Annotated in this window: 16 protein-coding genes; 1 reads left to right on the top strand and 15 read right to left on the bottom strand. The window is 42.2% G+C overall.

Features of this window, described 5'->3' with window-relative positions:
* Window positions 1-50 precede the first annotated feature (50 nt).
* The 5 genes from DESACI_RS00190 to metG form a co-directional block, all read right to left on the bottom strand.
* Window positions 51-1,562, bottom strand: a complete 1,512-nt coding sequence (locus tag DESACI_RS00190; protein ID WP_049804021.1) for an IS5 family transposase — start codon at window positions 1,560-1,562, stop codon at window positions 51-53.
* 215 nt (window positions 1,563-1,777) lie between these two features.
* Window positions 1,778-2,950, bottom strand: coding sequence for a resuscitation-promoting factor (locus tag DESACI_RS00185; RefSeq protein ID WP_014825170.1), 1,173 nt, complete (start codon window positions 2,948-2,950; stop codon window positions 1,778-1,780).
* Between the two features lie 77 nt (window positions 2,951-3,027).
* Entirely contained in the window at window positions 3,028-4,044 is a 1,017-nt protein-coding gene (locus tag DESACI_RS25010) for a 3D domain-containing protein (RefSeq protein ID WP_014825169.1), read from the bottom strand.
* Window positions 4,045-4,111: 67 nt separating this feature from the next.
* Window positions 4,112-4,876, bottom strand: coding sequence for a TatD family hydrolase (locus DESACI_RS00175; protein ID WP_014825168.1), 765 nt, complete (start codon window positions 4,874-4,876; stop codon window positions 4,112-4,114).
* Window positions 4,873-6,825, bottom strand: coding sequence for a methionine--tRNA ligase (gene metG / locus DESACI_RS00170; protein WP_014825167.1), 1,953 nt, complete (start codon window positions 6,823-6,825; stop codon window positions 4,873-4,875). The genes DESACI_RS00175 and metG overlap by 4 nt, the downstream gene beginning before the upstream one ends.
* Before the next feature lie 211 nt (window positions 6,826-7,036).
* On the opposite strand from metG, the gene DESACI_RS00165 reads away from it, so the two are divergent.
* A complete protein-coding gene (locus DESACI_RS00165) occupies window positions 7,037-7,315 on the top strand; it encodes an AbrB/MazE/SpoVT family DNA-binding domain-containing protein (RefSeq protein ID WP_041276183.1) in 279 nt (92 codons plus the stop codon).
* Window positions 7,316-7,438: 123 nt separating this feature from the next.
* Here the strand turns inward: DESACI_RS00165 and rsmI are convergent, their stop codons facing one another.
* The 10 genes from rsmI to DESACI_RS00115 form a co-directional block, all read right to left on the bottom strand.
* A complete protein-coding gene (gene rsmI, locus DESACI_RS00160) occupies window positions 7,439-8,269 on the bottom strand; it encodes a 16S rRNA (cytidine(1402)-2'-O)-methyltransferase (protein WP_014825165.1) in 831 nt (276 codons plus the stop codon).
* A gap of 33 nt (window positions 8,270-8,302) precedes the next feature.
* Entirely contained in the window at window positions 8,303-8,608 is a 306-nt protein-coding gene (locus DESACI_RS00155) for an initiation-control protein YabA (protein ID WP_014825164.1), read from the bottom strand.
* Window positions 8,605-9,417, bottom strand: coding sequence for a PSP1 domain-containing protein (locus DESACI_RS00150; protein WP_014825163.1), 813 nt, complete (start codon window positions 9,415-9,417; stop codon window positions 8,605-8,607). Before DESACI_RS00150 ends, DESACI_RS00155 begins: the two co-directional genes overlap by 4 nt.
* On the bottom strand, window positions 9,410-10,288 hold the full coding sequence (locus DESACI_RS00145) for a DNA polymerase III subunit delta' (protein ID WP_014825162.1): 879 nt from the start codon (window positions 10,286-10,288) through the stop codon (window positions 9,410-9,412). The genes DESACI_RS00150 and DESACI_RS00145 overlap by 8 nt, the downstream gene beginning before the upstream one ends.
* Complete coding sequence (locus tag DESACI_RS00140; RefSeq protein ID WP_014825161.1) at window positions 10,285-11,721, bottom strand: aminotransferase class I/II-fold pyridoxal phosphate-dependent enzyme; 1,437 nt, start codon at window positions 11,719-11,721, stop codon at window positions 10,285-10,287. The genes DESACI_RS00145 and DESACI_RS00140 overlap by 4 nt, the downstream gene beginning before the upstream one ends.
* Before the next feature lie 210 nt (window positions 11,722-11,931).
* Complete coding sequence (locus DESACI_RS00135) at window positions 11,932-12,204, bottom strand: sigma factor G inhibitor Gin (RefSeq protein WP_014825160.1); 273 nt, start codon at window positions 12,202-12,204, stop codon at window positions 11,932-11,934.
* 29 nt (window positions 12,205-12,233) lie between these two features.
* Window positions 12,234-13,454, bottom strand: coding sequence for a Ger(x)C family spore germination protein (locus DESACI_RS00130; protein WP_014825159.1), 1,221 nt, complete (start codon window positions 13,452-13,454; stop codon window positions 12,234-12,236).
* A complete protein-coding gene (locus tag DESACI_RS00125) occupies window positions 13,451-14,551 on the bottom strand; it encodes a GerAB/ArcD/ProY family transporter (RefSeq protein ID WP_014825158.1) in 1,101 nt (366 codons plus the stop codon). The genes DESACI_RS00130 and DESACI_RS00125 overlap by 4 nt, the downstream gene beginning before the upstream one ends.
* 2 nt (window positions 14,552-14,553) lie before the next feature.
* Entirely contained in the window at window positions 14,554-16,128 is a 1,575-nt protein-coding gene (locus DESACI_RS00120) for a spore germination protein (RefSeq protein WP_014825157.1), read from the bottom strand.
* Window positions 16,129-16,307: 179 nt separating this feature from the next.
* On the bottom strand, window positions 16,308-17,237 hold the full coding sequence (locus DESACI_RS00115; RefSeq protein WP_041275923.1) for a DUF2935 domain-containing protein: 930 nt from the start codon (window positions 17,235-17,237) through the stop codon (window positions 16,308-16,310).
* Between the last annotated feature and the right edge of the window lie 86 nt (window positions 17,238-17,323).

The raw sequence follows: 17,323 nt of genomic DNA, 5'->3' as shown, positions 1-17,323 counted from the left end.
TTGGGGCCGTCTCGTTCATGATAACTTATGCTTCCGAAAGTAATTAGGGATTACTGAACAGTCCCCATATTTTTAGTTTCTAGGCAACAAACAAAATCTCCCAACTCGAAAAAAGGCGTTTCCCAAAAAAGGTACAAAAGATCCCGGAGGCGCTTCCCCAGGTTCATGATGATGAACTGTAAGCCAATGACCGTCTCACTCGTTTCTTTGAGACGTACCATTATTCGACCTAGTCCATAACGACGTTTTCCTTCACCGAATTTCGCCTCGACTGCATTTCTTAGGCCTGCCTCTTGTTTCTCTAGCCGCCTTTGTTCTAAATGCTCTTTTTTATCCTTCGAGGGTCGACCTAGTTTGGGCCCGTTAAGCCGAATGCCATGTAACTTGCAGTACTGCAGGTTGTCTCGGTTCCGATATATTTTATCGGCAATCACGGATTCAGGATAGTTTCCATGGCGCTCCTTATAGGTTTCTACCGAATCAATCAGGGTGGTGCCCTCATTAAAGGCTTCCCAACTCAACTTCTCGATCCAAGCAAATCCGTTGACGATACTTATGGCAACTTTCGCTCCAAATTCTGTGGCTGCTGTTTTTTTACCCCTCACAATCGGGCGAACATGCGGTTGGCTAATGCTCACGATACGCTCTTCTATAGTGTGGACTCGTTTGTCATACATGGTTTTTTGCTGTTCAAAGAGTGTTTGTATGGTTTCTAAGTCTTTTTGCTGCCGTTTACTGAGTCCTTCTGGGTACTTGGCTGATAGTTTCAAGACGATCTGAAGGTCTCTTGTAACGAAGCTCAGCTGTTTCCGAATGGCCTTGCGGATTTCACGACTTCTGGGTTTCCGATTCTTTTCTAACTTCAGATAGAGTTTACGTGCCTTTTGTCGATAGGTTCTTGGCTTGAGCTCTTTCCCTATTTGATTCTCATGCAAGGTGTCCACCATGGCCTCTAACTTTTCCCGTGCGTCATTTAGTAGAGAAAAATCCGTGGGATATTTCACATCGGCCGGGGTGCATGTGGCATCCAAAATGAGTTTTCCGTGGTTTTGTTGGGGTGGTTGCTCACTGCTTGCTTGATCTTCACGACGATTGTCGTCTGTACAACCTGAACTTGGTGGGGGAGTGTTTTGATCTTTATGATCTTCAGTTTCCGTCTTTGTTTCTCCCTTACATAAGGCTTCGTTCAGTTCAGCAATTACCTTAGCGTCGAGGCGTTTCCGAAAATGGACCATACTCGATGAATCGAACGGTGGAGTGGTTTGAAATTCCTCCAGCCCGATGAAGTATTGCAAATAGGGGTTTTCCATGATTTGTTGGACGGTTTCTTCGTCGGAAAATCCACACTTTTCTTTGATGATGAGGGCACCCAATGCGACACGAACTGGTTTCGCAACATTTCCAGTATGCTTTGGGAAATGAGAAGCATATCGCTCTTCAACAACGTTCCAGGGAATCAAATCGGCCATCTTGACCCAACGGTTATTCGCATCAAGTTTGCCGCCTGCAAAAAATCTGAAGTCTTCGAGTAAGCTAATTTGACCTGTAGGTTTTCGGTACATTTTCGTCCCCCATCTGCAAGGTTTTTCGACCATATTCATCCTTTATCTTGCTTTATTATACCACGAAAATGGCCTTAGTTCCTACTCCCATGCAGGTTTCGAGGTTATTCAGTAATCCCTAATTAACCAAAGGTTTTACTTTCCGGCTAGTAAAAAAAGAACTCGGCTTGTGCCGAGTTCTTCGAAAATATTTGTGCTAAGATCCTTGCTCAGGATCACTGAATGTAAACTAAAACATACCGGACGCCCCAGGATGAGGCCGCTGCCTCCGAATCCATATATAAATCAATTCGATTCCCTTGGATTAATCCTCCTGTGTCCAGAGCGCGGGCACTCCCATAACCGTCCACGTAAACTCTGGAACCGAGAGGAATAACGTTTGGATCAACTGCCACGACTCCCCATTGAACCGGCGCCCCGGTTTTTGTAATACCACCGGGAATACAATAAGCTGTGGCTCTCATTAGATAAGCCCGCTGGAAATTAATCGTTTCTCCTCCCCGCGATACTGTTGTTTGCGCCCCACGCGAAATCAATTCATTGGTGGGGGCAACAATAATTTTCTGTCCAAGAATTTGCCGATCGACTTCTTTACCATCTTCCAAAGTTAAACGCATCGTTTGCTCTTGCAACCCATTGGAACCACGACTAATAACCTTGTCAGGTAAACCAACAGGATAATCCCCTGGTTGAGTCACCGTCTGATAAGGGATTTCACTTTTTATGGTTTCCAGACGTTCAGCCACCCGTACGACTTTAACCTGTTCATTTGCCGCTAAAATATGATTGAGAGCCAAAGAAACCTTGTCTTTAGCTCCCAATATGATATTAAACTTCTTCAATACCTCAGCAACGGTACGCGGTGCCACATAAGTATCAATTGTCTTACCATCCGCCTGCAGAACAATGGGTACAGATCTTCGCACCTCGATACTCATTTGACTTTTAAGAGCTTCGGAACGAGGTAAATTAACCTCATCAACATCTTTAATTTGAAGTCCATAGCGATTTGACAGATCCTCAATAGCCTTACCAACGGTTTTGGCTGTAGTCCTCGCCGAAAGAGTCTGTTCATCCACCGCAAGACGAACCGGTATGCTTCTCGTGACAAGCACAGTCATTCCCTTTGTAATCTTTTTATCCCGAGCAGGAATTACCAAATCTTCGGAATTAATTTCCAAGTTGGAATAAGTAAGTGCTTGCCCAACCGTGTTAAAAACAGTCGTCAGAGATATCGTTTTACCATCAACTTGGACATTGATCGTCTTAAGATTCAATGCAAGTATTGGAAAGGCTATTATGAAAAAAATAACAAATCCAAGAGCAAGTTTTCTGAAATGAATTTTAGGAACTAAGGCGGAAACCATAGTCCGAGAGTTCTGAAACATTGAATCCCTCCAAAACCCACCATTAACCAACCCCATTTTAATGGATTAGAAGTTGGTTGTCAAAAACATTTTTTCCATTATATGGGTTTAAGGATATGAATACGCACAGTTTTACGCCCCCAGTCAAGACATTGCCTGAGGTTAGTAAAAAACAAGTCAATTCTGTTTCCCTTTATATCTCCGCCGGTATCGGCAGCTATAGCATAACCATATCCCTCCACATATACTTTTGTTCCCATTGCAATAACCCTTGGATCCACAGCAATAATGCCCTGTCTCGGCGTAATTCCGGTTGCAGTTTTATTGCCGGTGTAGGTATAGGCCGTTGATTCCACCGTTATTGTATTACTAATATTTAATTTATCAATGTCAAAGTGTTCTCCTACGACGGGTTTTGAGTTTTGAATTACAACTTTTTTCTTAGGTTTTTTAAGTTCAAAAGAAAATTGTATTTGCTGATCAAGAGGTTGTCCTTCTACCTTATATGTTTTCACAACCTGTCTTAAGACTCCCGCTTCTCCCTCTTCTTGAATCTTGCTTATTCCAGGAAGAACCTTATCTGACTCGATAACCTGTGTTTCGAAGGGTATTTCTTTATCTACAACCTTAATAACACTTGTCATCATACTGCCGGAACCCGTAACTGAGTTATTAGTTTCTTTCTCCCCTGCTGACCCCTCTGCATTAAATGCTCCCAGATTTTCTGCCTTCTCAGCCTTGTCCTGCTTTAACATTTCGGAACTTAAAACCAACGAATCGGACTTACCTTCATTCTCTGCTTCCGGACTGTCATGTTCCAAAGTCGGAACCCTCAAACGACCATCACTTAAAGTTGACACTCCCCGGCTGACATTTCCTACACTTAATAATCTTTTACGTGAATCCAAAAGGCTTATCTCGAGGTTTGATTTTTGAATAGGTGGTGGCTGCTTAACTTCTTGATAAGGCACGCGCAAAGTCTGGGGTATATCTGGAGCCTTAAGTGCCGAATACCGCGTTCCGGCTGCAAACACTGCTATACCGCCCAGATACGAACTCCAAGTCTTGGTTGCCCGCCAATAATCGGAATACGTGGTGATCGGTAGCGAATACATTTTATCCCCCCTTAATCAGAAAGTATGAAGCAAACGTAAAAAAAAGAACCTTCGAGTGAAGATCCTTTTATACAAGCTTAAATATTGTCTCGGCATTATGCATTGTTTGGAGAGCCATTTCCTCCATACTCAACTCTTTAATTTCAGCAAGTTTCCTGACAACTTCCCTTACATAGGCAGGTTCATTGCGCTTGCCTCTGCGCGGTTCCGGAGATAAATAGGGAGAGTCTGTCTCAACAAGTATGCGGTCAAGGGGAGCATTTCTTGCTACTTCAACGGTATGACGGGCATTTTTGAAGGTTAACGGTCCGGCAAATGACAGATAGAATCCGATCTTTAAAAGAATCTTCGCCATTTCCCAGGACCCGGAATAACAGTGAAAGACGCCGCCATATCTTGGCGGATGGGCCTTAACAATCTCCATAACATCCTGATGAGCATCACGATTGTGAATCACAATCGGCAGACCAGCGTTATTAGCCAACTCAATTTGTTGAATGAAAACCTTTTGTTGTGTAGACCGTGGGGATAAATCTCGATAATAATCGAGGCCGATTTCTCCCCAAGCCAAAACCTTTGGCTTTCGAGCCAAAGCTTGGAGTTGAGCCATGACTTCCTCGGTAACCTCTTCAGCATTGTGGGGATGGATGCCGATAGCAGCATAGATAAAATCATAATCCTGAGCAAGTTGCACTGACCGTTTTGACGAAGAGAAGTCATAGCCTACATTCGTTACTCGAGAAATTCCCGAAGATTTTATTCTTTCTAAGACATCCTGAAAGTCTTCTTGATAGGATTCGTCATCAAGATGTGCATGCGTATCCCAAATCATTTCACTCGTGCTCCTCCAGGCAGCTCTTTGTCGAGCATAAGCACTTCCAAAACTTCCCCTTGTGATGCGGCTAAAATCATGCCCTGAGAGGTTATACCTCTTAGCTTGGCCGGTTTAAGATTAGCAACGACAACCACAGATTTATTGATCAGGTCCTCCGGTGCATAATGTTGAGCGATACCGGAAACGATGGTACGTACTTGTCCGGAAATTTCAATTTCTAACTTCAAGAGTTTGTCCGTTTTTTCGACTTTTTCAGCACTCAGCACTTTACCAACCCTTAAGTCAAGTTTCGCAAATTCTTCAATACTTATTTCTTCTTTGATTGGCTCAAATTTTAAAGCTTCAACCGTCTCTTGCTTAGGAGCAGGTTCTTGCTTAGATTCAGACTCTGCAGATTCTTTCACCTCTTCGGTATATTGAGAAACATCAATTCTTGGGAAGAGTTGTTCACCCTTTTGAACAAGAGTCCCCGCATTGATAATTCCCCATTGGTCCGCTTCTCCCCAGCGAATAAGGTGTCCATCGCTGCTAAGAAGTGAACAAATTCGAGAAGTAATCCCAGGCATGAAGGGAGCGGTCAAAATCGCCATAATTCGAATACATTCTACAAAAGTATAGAGAACGGTATCAAGGCGCTCCTTCTGATCTTCTTGTTTCGCTAAAGACCAAGGGGCCGTTTCGTCAACATATTTGTTGCATCGAGCAATAAAACGCCAAATTTGTTCCAGGGCGCTTGCCAAATCACACCGCGAAAGGCTTTCGTCAACGTTCTTCTTAACCTCTGAACTTAAAGTTTTCAACTCCAACTCTAAAGGCCCATCTTGCCCTGGATGAGGAACAACTCCTCCCCTATATTTAACAACCATGGCCAAGCTTCGAGAGATGAAATTACCAAAGTCATTAGCTAAATCACTATTAATCCGTTCAACTAAATTATCTTCAGAATAGGTTCCATCAGTCCCAACTTGCATCTCGCGCAACAAAAAATATCGGATAGCATCAGAACCATATCGTTTAATTAATTCGAAGGAATCTTGGACATTTCCCCGAGACTTTGAAATTTTTCCGCCATCTTTCGACAAATACCAACCGTGACCGTAGACAAGATTTGGCAGAGGCAGATCAAGGGCCATTAAAATAATAGGCCATATTACCGCATGAAAGCGAACAATATCTTTGCCCATGATTTGAACATTTGCAGGCCAATATTTTTTGTAGTTTTCTCCGTCGGGATAGCCCAAAGCCGAAATATAATTAATTAAAGCATCAAGCCAAACATAAACCACATGCTTTGTGTCAAAAGGCACCTTAATTCCCCATTTGAAGGTCGTGCGGGAAACACAAAGGTCTTCTAAGCCGCTTTCAATAAAACGAATCATTTCGTTACGCCGGGAAACGGGTTGAATAAATTCCGGATGTTCTCCGATATAGTTAAGGAGAGCATTTTGATATTTTGACAAACGGAAAAAATAGCTCTCTTCTTTTAATAATTCTACACTGCGCAAACAATCAGGATTTGGACATTTACCATCTACCAATTTGCTTTCTGTCCAAAATGTTTCACAGGGAGTGCAGTACCAACCTGAATACTCTGATTTGTAAATATCACCTTGTTCATACAATTGGTTGAAAATTTGCTGGACCACTTTTTCGTGACGTTGCTCCGTGGTACGGATAAAATCATCGTTGGAAATATCCAAGGCCTTCCATAACTCTTTAAAGCGCTTTACAACACCATCAACATAAGTTTGTGGATCAAGTTGATGAGACTCTGCCGTACGTACAATCTTTTGAGCATTCTCATCGGTTCCTGTGAGAAAATGAACGTCATCACCCAACATTCTATGATAACGAGCCAAAGTGTCTGCTGCAACCGTTGTATAGGCGGTTCCAATATGCGGACTAGAATTAGGATAAAAAATAGGGGTCGTAATATAATAGTTCACTTTAAATCTCCTCTCAATATTCTAAATATCGACATATAAGTTCATATTTGTCAAGTATATCCATAATAAAAAATTAATATGTAATTTCCTTTTCCTTTAATAAATTTAATTTCAAATTGCAATAAAAGTGGTTGACTTTAATTGGAACCGTTGGTATCATAAGGTTGTAGTTTTCTGTCGAATGTTGTAGTAAAGGGAGTGAGTGAAGATGATGAAATCAACTGGAATCGTAAGAAAAGTTGATGAGCTTGGCCGTATTGTTTTACCTATTGAACTTCGCCGCACGTTGGGAATTGATGAAAAAGACGCTCTGGAAATTTATGTGGATCAAGAAAGAATCATACTCAAAAAGTATGAACCTGCTTGTGTATTTTGTGGTAATGCCAGCGATAATCAGCTTTTCCATGGCAAAAATGTTTGCCGTGAATGCGCAGTAGCGATGGGTGAAGCTATCCTCGGCAATGTGGATACCGGTTCAAAAGCTGTCTAAATCAGGTATAGTTTTACATAGATTAGAAGTTACGAAAAGAATATTCACTAGTTTTCAAGGAGGCCACAATTGGCCTTCTTTTTATACTCTCAGAAAGTATAACTTTGTTGCATACTTTCCTCTTTATTCCTCGATTAAAGCCTGGTATACATCGGATTTTTTCACTCCATAACGCTTAGCGACTTCTTTCATGGCATCTTTTTTGCTTAATCCCCGCTGTACACCTGCATTAACTTCAACTATCCAGTCTTGAGGACCACCCACTAATTTTTCCGGTATAAAAGGGGCTATTACAAGGCAGCATTCCCCTCGGGGAGGAGTCTCTTCGAATTCTTCTCTCAGCTTTATTAGACTATTCTTGTGAACTTGCTGATGAACTTTTGTCAGCTCGCGAACCACTGCCGCTTCACGACTGCCAAAGACTTCACACAGTCCTTGTAACGTGCTAAGCAATCGATGAGGAGCCTCATAAAGAATTAATGTTTCTTGACGAGTTGCCAAGTCCTCCAGAATGCGTTTTCTTGCTCCCGCTGCCGTAGGTAAAAAACCATAAAACGTAAAATGTTCAGCCGGCATTCCCGATAAGATTAGGGCCGTTAGAGCTGCATTCGGTCCCGGCAAAACATCTACAGGTATATTTTCTTCTATGCATAATCGAATAACTTCACTTCCCGGGTCAGAAATTCCAGGTAAACCGGCGTCACTGATAAGGGCCACCGCTTGACCCGCTTTAAGGCGTTCTACTAACTCCGAGGATTTTTTTCTCTCATTGTGTTCATGATAACTGGTTAAAGGAGTAGTAATTTGAAAGTGTTGCATAAGTTTACGCGAATGGCGCGTATCTTCAGCAGCAATTAAATCTACTTCCCTCAATGTATCCAAGACTCGCAACGTTATATCTCCCAAATTACCAATGGGAGTACCACATACATATAACGTACCTTTTTCCAACATATCTGATGACTCCCGTCTCAAATCCCTTTAATCCTAGTCTTTCCGTAAAAAGCCCATACAAAACAAACAATCTCCTTCCAAGGGTTGACCAAAGTGAAGGTGACAGACGTGAAATCCCTCCCGATAGAGACGCTCTAGGTTGTCATGAGCGACACCTTGTATATGTTCAGCATTCGCAATAACTCGCTCCGTCTCTTTTTCAGGAAGCGTGCATTCCCGTTTTAGTTTTATATTCTCTTCTTCTAAGGCTTTTACGTAGGGAATTAAATGGTTAACTTCTTCCAGCAGGGAACGTAATTTTTCTTCTACTTCTGTAAGAGCTTGAGTTAACTGACTCATACCTTCTCACTCTTTCCTTTGGACTTTTCCCCTTTCCTATTGCAGCGCTGTTTTCCATTCATTTTACTCGTACTGGTAACAACGTTTTCAACAAAATTGTTTGGCTCCTCAAGAATTTCAATCATCTTAGCATCATCTAAGTCCTGAGGATAAAGTTCCTTGTCATCAGGTCTATAACAACCATTTTCGTACTTAAGGCAACACATAAGCCTGCCACAGATTCCTGAAATTTTCGTTGGATTCAATGATAATTTCTGATCCTTCGCCATACGAATAGATACCGGTTCAAAGTCCCCCAAAAACGATGTACAACAAAGTATACGTCCGCAAGAACCGACTCCTCCCAGCATCTTCGCTTCATCTCTTACCCCAATTTGCCTTAATTCAATACGTGTTCGGAAAATCGCCGCCAGATCCTTAACTAATTCCCGGAAGTCAACTCGTCCCTCCGCCGTAAACGAAAAAATAATCTTATTTCCGTCGAAAGTATATTCAACGTCTACCAATTTCATAGGCAACTGGTGGTCGGAAATTTTCTTTAAGCAAATTTGAAACGCTTCTTTTTCCTTGACCCTATTTTGTTCAACAAACTGCTCATCGGCAGGAGTTGCCTTCCTAATAACTTGCTTTAAAGGAAGTACCACTTCTTCATCGGGTACTTCTCGCGGAGGGATCACTAATTCGCCAAACTCAATACCTCTCGCCGTTTCAACAATAACTCGGTCTGAGGCCTCAAGCTTTAGGTCTCCCGGGGAGAAATAGTATATTTTACCCGCGTTTTTAAAGCGAACACCAACAACCTTAATCACAGAGTACCCCTCCTTGTTGAAATAGTTCTAAAGCTAATACTTCTATAACTAACCTTGGATTTACTTGTTGCCTTAATGCTTCGTTAGCTTTGCCGATTGCCAGGAGTTCAAAAGGCCGGTTCGTCCCTTTGCGGATTCCTTCTTGAATTTGCACGGCTAAAGCCTGTAAATAAACATTTGCTTGAGTTTTGTCTAGAGGGAAAAGAGAAAATAACGCTAAAAAGTCTTTATCTTCTACAACTTTAAAGAACTTATGGACCCATTCCTGAAGAGAAAAAACTCCTTGCTCCAATATTGCTGCAGCCAACGTTTGGTTTTTTCCACTTAACTCTAGGGCTAATTTAGACTCCTGTTGATCCGTATCTCCCAGTTCCTTAATCCATTCATCGTTAGGCAGATCTGGAAAATAAATCAACTGTGCCCGGCTTTGGATCGTCGGTAAGATTCCCTCGGCATTCCCGGCACTAAGAATAATAACGGAGTGTTCCGGCGGTTCTTCAATTACTTTTAAGAGGGCATTCGCCGCCGGCAATGTCAAAGAGTCGGCTTGCTCGATAATGGAAACTTTATAGTTACCCTCATAATTCTTTAAGTAAACTTTTCCTTGCCAGGCGAGAACTTGTTCAATCCCGATGGTTGTTTTTAGTGGTTTCAGCCAAAGTATATCCGGATGATTATAACTAAGAATTTTATGACAAGCCATACAAATTTGACAAGGACTTTCCTGTTTGGGTGAACTGCAATTTAAAATTTGAGCAATGCGAAGGGCCTCTTGCCGCCGATATAACTCGCTTCCTCCATGAAAGAGCAAAAGATGTGCCAAATGGTCTTCTCGAGCAGCCTTCTCCAAAAGTACTTGCGCTGGATTCATGAAATTCCTTTTTCCTCCTCGACAATCCAAATCGTTTGACTTTCATAGCCTTGCCACCCTTGCCAGCGTCCTTCTCCAACATGGAGCCTCTCAAGAACTTCAGGAGTCATTTGTTCTCCCATGACAACGATAGGAATTCCCGGCGGATATGGGGAGATTGTTTCTCCGACAATATAACCTAAACTCTCTTTCAGAGGTATCTTCCGCTTTTTGCCTAAAAATGCCTCTCGAGGCGTAAGAACCTGCGGTGGTAAAAATAAGCTGCTGCTCCCATCATATCCGTCGTTACTGCCAAAACCCTCAGAGCCTAATGACAATGAGGGAGCGTTGTTGGCCAATTGTTCCAGACCCTTTGTAAGTCTCCTGATATCCTCGGGGGTATTCCCGATTCCTAATATAAAGAGAATATTCTCCTCGTCCCATAATTCCGGTTCCAGTCCAAATTCCTCACGTAAAAATTTAACGCAGCGCGGAGCCGTTACTCCCAAAGGCCTCGTATTAATCAAGATTTTAGACCAATCTACGCAGTCTATGCCATATGTCCCGGCATCCTTCTGCGAAAGTATGCGAAATCTCTCGCCAACAATTTGATGAAGCTTATTGACTTCTTCCTGCATAGTTTCCCAACGACTTAAATCCAAAGCATATTCCCCAGCTCGTTCTAATGATGCCAACAGTAAATAGCTTGGACTTGAAGATTGAAGGAGTTCCAAACTTTGCCTTAATCGAGAACGTGATACTCTGGAACCTTTTACGTGAAGCATTGCTGACTGGGTTAAGGCGCTAAGCGTCTTATGAGTACTATGTAAGACAAGATCAGCACCAAGTTTTATGGCACTTGCGGGAAACAAAGGTCCCAAATAATGGGAACCATGAGCTTGATCGACCAATACGGGTATATCTGGTGCTAAATTCGCTCTGTCAGTCAGCAAGTGTTCTAACTCAATACATGTCCCATAATAGCTAGGATAAGTAACATGGCAAGCGGACGCATCCGACCAAGAAAGCTGTCCAGGACCTATGTCCAAACCCAAGGGAAGATTAAATTCCGGGTGAATAATAGGTCGTATATAGTCCGGTCTTAATCCGCTTAAAACCAAAGCCGACATAACTGAACGATGTGAACTTCTTTCAATAATTACTCGATTTGCCGTGTCAGCGAGGGTCAAAAACATCGCTTGATTTCCAACGGTCCCCCCACCCACTAAAAAGAACGTTTCATCTGCCCCAAAGATCTCGGCCGAGCGTCGCTGCGCCTGAGCTATAATTCCTTTTGGTGAATGCAGCATGTCGAGTCCCGGCAATTCTGTCAAATCAAACCCACAGAAATCGAAGCCATTAAAAAACTCCTGCTGCCCCTTATGGCCAGGAGTATGGAAAGAGCAAAACCCCTGTCTCTCATATTGGCTCAATCCTTCTCCAAGTTCACCCACCAACGAACCTCCATTAAGCAATCTTATCATACTTACATTGAACTATCATATTAAATCATTTTATCATATCTTAAAGGATATTTCATCCACATTGGAGAACCCGAGATCCTACGGTTATCTCGGGTTTTTTGACTAACGTTCTTATCATCCACTAAGCCGAAAATACTTCTTAATTTTCGAGAATTTATAAATATGCTTTTTGTAAATAACTTAAAACAAAAGGCTATGAATCAGAAACAGGAATTCTTGATATTCCGGTGTGTCTTGCTCAGCAGACAACAACTCATTTTGACAATCTGAGCATATAAACATTCCACGTATTCTAAATCCGTCATAGAGCCCATTTTGGGGGACCTGAGCACAACGATAACAAACAGGGTAGACTTTCCCTCTATTCTCTCTATTTATAACATTTCCCTGGGTTTCAAGCTGCGCAGAATGTTCATTTCTACTCCTTGTCTGATCATCAAACGTTTTCATCATAATTATGTTCCTCCCTAATACTTCTACCCCTATTGTTTCCCTTCTTCTGTTAACTTAACCGTTGAACTGCTGCTCGACATTCCGGAATGATGAACACTCACGTTTACATTTAAAGAAATTGGAAAGTCGGCAATCTTATCTTCCCATTGATCTTTTAAGGTCTTCCAATATGAAGGATCTCTCTCTTCGAGATGACGCCCGATCCCTAAAAAATCAAGACCCAATTCTCTTTCTTTCTCAATGGCCAGATCACATTCCTTTTGAATAACCTTAGCATAGCGGTCTTCGGCCTGATTCATAAGGTCTACCCACTCCGCTTCGGAAAGCTGTCTCTTTAACCCCATAACTTCATCAACGGAAATACTTGTTGTGATGATGTACTGGAGTCCTATTACTCCATTGTTATTGGTTAATTTATACCTCGTATTAGATTTTAGGACTTGCCCGCCAAAGCTGATAGTTCCCTCGCTATCCATGGTATTAACCAAACGATTATTAACATTATTTTCAAGCCACATATAGCCTTTTGTTTCTTTATCCGTAAGATAATCAACGAGTTTATCTCCCCGCAAAACACCGGCACCTTGAATAAGTAACTCCTTTCCGTCCTTTGCATCATTATATTCAATTCCATCCTCTCCTGACTTTATACTTTCGACTACGGGAATAATTGGAGCAGTACTTTGTGTACCTAGAATGGTTAGATAATGTCCCAAACGAACTGTTGGAAAGGTGGAAAGGCTGCTCCCTTGCTCCATATGATTCTTAATGCTCATTGCCGCCAGCTCTCCATCGCGCAACTTCATATTTAGAAGTGTTTGAGCTTTTCCTTTCGTTAAGACAAGATACATCGTCCGGCGGAATTCCGCAAATCGTTGTCCGAAATCTATGATATCGTTAAAACCTGCTTTAGCCGCGCTATCACCAATTACAATAACCTTCAAAGAGCCCATGAAAGGTATGCGGCTTGAGAGCTTATATACCATTTCTGTCGCTTCTCTGGCGCTGGCAACTTCTACACTGAAAGTTCGATCTTCAATCTTTGCAGCTGACCCTTGTCCGCCCTGGTTTGGTTTTGCTAATTGCATGGTTATGAGAAATGTTCCCGGTTTCTTGCCCAGATCGAACCCAAGTCCAATAAGAGGCGCCAATTCCTCCACTTCACGCTTTCCCCAACATCCCGGCAAAAATATAAGGCAGACCAGCAACATTACAGCAACGAACCGTTTTTTCACTTTCGTATCGTTCATTTTCCGCGAACACCTTCTCTCTTCCTCCAGCGCGCAATTCCCCAAAGAAGTGGTATCCAAACAGCTGTAAACGGCAGAATAATATAATTATCAACAAGTCCAATTTCTTTAATTAATAAGGGGCCTCTCAAAAAATAGAAAGCAATCCCCATGAAAACAGCACAAATCGCAAGGTTCCATTTGATACCCTTTAAGCCAAAAACGGCTTCAAGACCCCAAGAAGCTGTAAATAAAAATGCACTAATTTTTATTACCAATGCCCCGAGCCAAACTTCCATGAATAGCGATTCAACGCCTGCCACGGTGCGGCTGATTTCTACCATCTTTCCCAATACAAGTAAACCATAAACGATACGAGTTGTTTCGTTAGGTCCGAATACAAGCAGTTGCATGAAAGTGACCAGCATGTCTGCGATACCGACTAAAAACACTGTCCGCCAAACTTCAACTTTCAATTGACGGATATCCTTGATTTCGGCAGGCAAAAATGTCATAATTCCTGCAATAAAAAGGATATATTCCATGACAAAAGGAACGACTTTAATTCCTCCCCCAAGAAGAGGCGACAATCCATTACTGAGAATGGGCATAAGTTCCTCTGGCTCAATTCTTGGAATAGAAAGAACAAGATTCAATAGCAGAGCAAAAATAATCAAAGGAAAGATTATCTCGGAGAACCTCGCAAATACTTCAATTCCCGCCTGACTCAAGTAGAAAATAAGAATTATTGCCCCCAAGTAAAATATGCCTATAGGGGTTAATGGCATTATTGAACGTTCATAAATGTCCCCAACTTGTCCAAGCAGCAAGCCGCCAAAAAAGACCGTAATTGAAATGTAAAGGACACCCATTATTTTCCCTATCCATTTTCCCAAAAGCATCTCAGAAACCTGTAACAAATTTTTACTAGGAAATTGAGACAGAAGTGAAAGTACCATTAGTCCATAAGGTATCCCCAGGGTAAATGCCGGCAAAACAATCAGCCACCCGTCCCGCCCACAGGCCCCGCTGACGATCGAAGCAACAGGGAGAAATGTCGTACCCATGAGTACGGCTCCCCCTAAGGTCATGAACTGATGAGGAGAGATTTTTTCCATAATTACTCCTTACCCTTCCCTCCTGAACGGGGATTCTCAATCTCCAAAAGTTGAGGTCGTCGTTTCATTGCCCACCAAGGTGCCCGGACAAAAGTATCCTGGAGCAGGGAGCGAATGCGTAACGGGGCTATGGGGCTCATATAGGGTACTCCGAAGGAGCGAAGACTGAGGAGATGAATTAAACCTGCATAAAGACCTACGGCTACACCAAAAAAACCAAGACTCCCCGCCAAAATCATCAGCGGGAAGCGAGTTAACCGTACTGCGAGACTTAGATCGTAATAAGGGATAGCGTAACTTGATACTGCTGTCAGTCCTATCACTATAACCATTAACGGACTCACCAGACTGGCTTTTACCGCGGCATCTCCGATAATCAGGGCACCGACAATGCCAATAGTCTGTCCGATGGGTTTGGGCAGTCGAAGTCCAGCCTCCTGTAAAATCTCTAATACTATTGTCATTAGTAAGGCTTCTAAAAGTGCCGGGAAAGGAACTCCTTGCCGTCCCGCCGAAATACTCATCAAAAGGTCCGTCGGAATGATTTCCTGATGAAACGTTGTGACCGCAATGTAGACACTTGGGGCCGTAACTGCAACAAATGCCCCTATATAGCGGACAGAGCGGAAGAGAACTGCTGTCATAGCACGTTGGTAGTAATCTTCATTGACATTTAAAAATTGTGTTAATGTGGCGGGAACCACTAAAACGATGGGAGTACCATCGAGCATAATGCCCACTTTCCCTTCTAAAAGCTTACCTGCCAAGACATCCGGCCGCTCTGTATAAGCAATTTGGGGGAAAGGCGAATAGGGGAAATCCTCAATCATTTCTTCAACATATCCGCTCTCCAGCACCCCGTCCATCTTAATTCTGCTTAGTCTCTTGATAACTTCAGAGACTATATCCGGGCTTGCTACTTTATCAATATATGTAACCACAAGATCCGTATTGGTTAGCACCCCAAGCTTTAAAGAAATTAGACGTAAGGAGGGATGTTTTATTTTCCTTCGTAAAAGAGACGTATTAATTCTCAATGTCTCCGTAAAGCCCTCATGGGGGCCTTTAATCACGGACTCAGCGACAGGTTCATTGATTCCGGAATTTACCCATCCTCTGGCCCCTATAACAATTGCCTCTTTGGAGTTTCCAAAAAAAATTACAGCATCTCCCGATAAAATGCTATCAATTGCCTCACCCATTTTTGATATTTTTTTAACCTCGAGGCCAGGAAGAAGATAGTTAATGGTACTTTCAACTACATTTTCCAACGTCACCTGAGCTAGTTCCCGATGCCCCGGCAACTCTACCATCAAAGGCTTTAAAAGAAATTGATCCAGCAAGTTTTTATCGACTAACCCGTCAACTCCTGCTACCATGCAGGGAATAGATTCCTTACCTTGCAAAAAGAACTCCCGAAAAACGACATCACTGCTTTTAGATAAGATTTCCTGTACTTTTTGACCAGATATTGATTCATCTAGCTCTTTATCAAAGGAATAGGCTGGGGGCTTCCTAACCTTCTTAACCTGCGGACGAAGAGTAAGTTCTTTAAGCATTTTCATCCAACTGCGCAACGGTTTCTCCTCCTTATTCGCTTATTCTTTCCGGTAAGTAAGTGATTATGCGCAAGTTTCCGCCAACATTGAAATGGAATGGAATGAGACAGAGCAAAAAAGCGAACTCCGAAACAGCAAAATGTTTCTAAGAGTTCGCTTAACTTTTTAATTATAGAGTTTCCATTTCGACCAAGCAATTAACCACGTCCAAGATAAACGAGTTTCAAGGTTTTTAAAATTCTCAAGTAATGATAAGCTTCGCGCAAAGTATGATCGGTTATAAGCGGGGTAAGCATGGATTGTATTTGACATCCCAAAAGCAGATCTGTGCTGGCAGCTTTAAAATTAGCAATCCCAAGTGTTGCCTGGATGTTCTCCTCTCTTAACGTTTCAAGCTGTGTCGCTCGTACCCCTCCACCTTTCAATTTTTGTCCTAAGTGTTTAAACTGCCGCGCAAAATCTTGTGCCTTATGGACAAGTTCCTTTTCCGTTGGATCTAAAAGATGGCTTATAACCTCCGCATGTTCTCCCATGATATCATCCCAGAATACTTTCTGCTCATATAATTCAACACGGTTGTTTACGAATTGATTGTTTTGCAAACGATTTATTAGTTTTAAATAAAAGACAGCCTCCTTGTGGATGTGATAATACTGAGATGGCAAGAGATTTGTAAATAAGCAGCACTTTGTCACTTGGTCTAAAACCATGGCCTTAAACTCCGCAAAGGAAACAGTTAAAACCCTTGCCTTTTCATTGAGAGCTTGAATATTAGGAACAATTTCTTGAGGAATTGTTCCTGGATCAGGATTTAACTTTAGTTCCTCTATGGTTAGTCCGCACTCAATGCAAATTCCAGTCAGCTCTTGGGTCTTCTGTTCTGCTCCAAGGGTTTTATCCGTTACTAATTCTCCAGATCGCAGAACATTTTCTGATGCAGTACAATCACTGAGCATTATAGCTTCCTTGAGAAGTTCATCGTACTGGCATTTGAAATTCTCTGCCTGCGCGGCATAAGTAACGTCTTTAGGCAAAAACCCAATTTGCATAAATATTGCATGTTCTTTCATGATTCGAGCCATAAATAAGTGTAAGTCTAGTGATTCCCTTACGAAATCTCCAACCATTGGTATACTGCTCGTATTAAACACCTCCCTCTTCCTTTTGCTCATTTTATTCCTAAAATAGCGATTTTGTTCACCAGAAAGATACT

Origin of the sequence: Desulfosporosinus acidiphilus SJ4 (genome assembly GCF_000255115.2) — a bacterium.
In the GTDB taxonomy this organism is placed as follows: domain Bacteria; phylum Bacillota; class Desulfitobacteriia; order Desulfitobacteriales; family Desulfitobacteriaceae; genus Desulfosporosinus; species Desulfosporosinus acidiphilus.
The sequence above is the reverse complement of the archived record's forward strand: the minus strand, read 5'-3'. Positions and strand labels throughout refer to the sequence as shown.

Coding starts and splice junctions, on each gene's coding strand:
- DESACI_RS00145 (WP_014825162.1), bottom strand. CDS start 10,288: ATGAATCCAGCGCAAGTACTTTTGGAGAAGGCTGCTCGAGAAGACCAT.
- rsmI (WP_014825165.1), bottom strand. CDS start 8,269: ATGTTGGAAAAAGGTACGTTATATGTATGTGGTACTCCCATTGGTAAT.
- DESACI_RS00190 (WP_049804021.1), bottom strand. CDS start 1,562: ATGTACCGAAAACCTACAGGTCAAATTAGCTTACTCGAAGACTTCAGA.
- DESACI_RS00125 (WP_014825158.1), bottom strand. CDS start 14,551: ATGGAAAAAATCTCTCCTCATCAGTTCATGACCTTAGGGGGAGCCGTA.
- DESACI_RS00175 (WP_014825168.1), bottom strand. CDS start 4,876: ATGATTTGGGATACGCATGCACATCTTGATGACGAATCCTATCAAGAA.
- DESACI_RS00115 (WP_041275923.1), bottom strand. CDS start 17,237: ATGGTTGGAGATTTCGTAAGGGAATCACTAGACTTACACTTATTTATG.
- DESACI_RS00130 (WP_014825159.1), bottom strand. CDS start 13,454: ATGAACGATACGAAAGTGAAAAAACGGTTCGTTGCTGTAATGTTGCTG.
- DESACI_RS00165 (WP_041276183.1), top strand. CDS start 7,037: ATGAAATCAACTGGAATCGTAAGAAAAGTTGATGAGCTTGGCCGTATT.
- DESACI_RS00155 (WP_014825164.1), bottom strand. CDS start 8,608: ATGAGTCAGTTAACTCAAGCTCTTACAGAAGTAGAAGAAAAATTACGT.
- DESACI_RS25010 (WP_014825169.1), bottom strand. CDS start 4,044: ATGTATTCGCTACCGATCACCACGTATTCCGATTATTGGCGGGCAACC.
- DESACI_RS00135 (WP_014825160.1), bottom strand. CDS start 12,204: ATGATGAAAACGTTTGATGATCAGACAAGGAGTAGAAATGAACATTCT.
- DESACI_RS00185 (WP_014825170.1), bottom strand. CDS start 2,950: ATGTTTCAGAACTCTCGGACTATGGTTTCCGCCTTAGTTCCTAAAATT.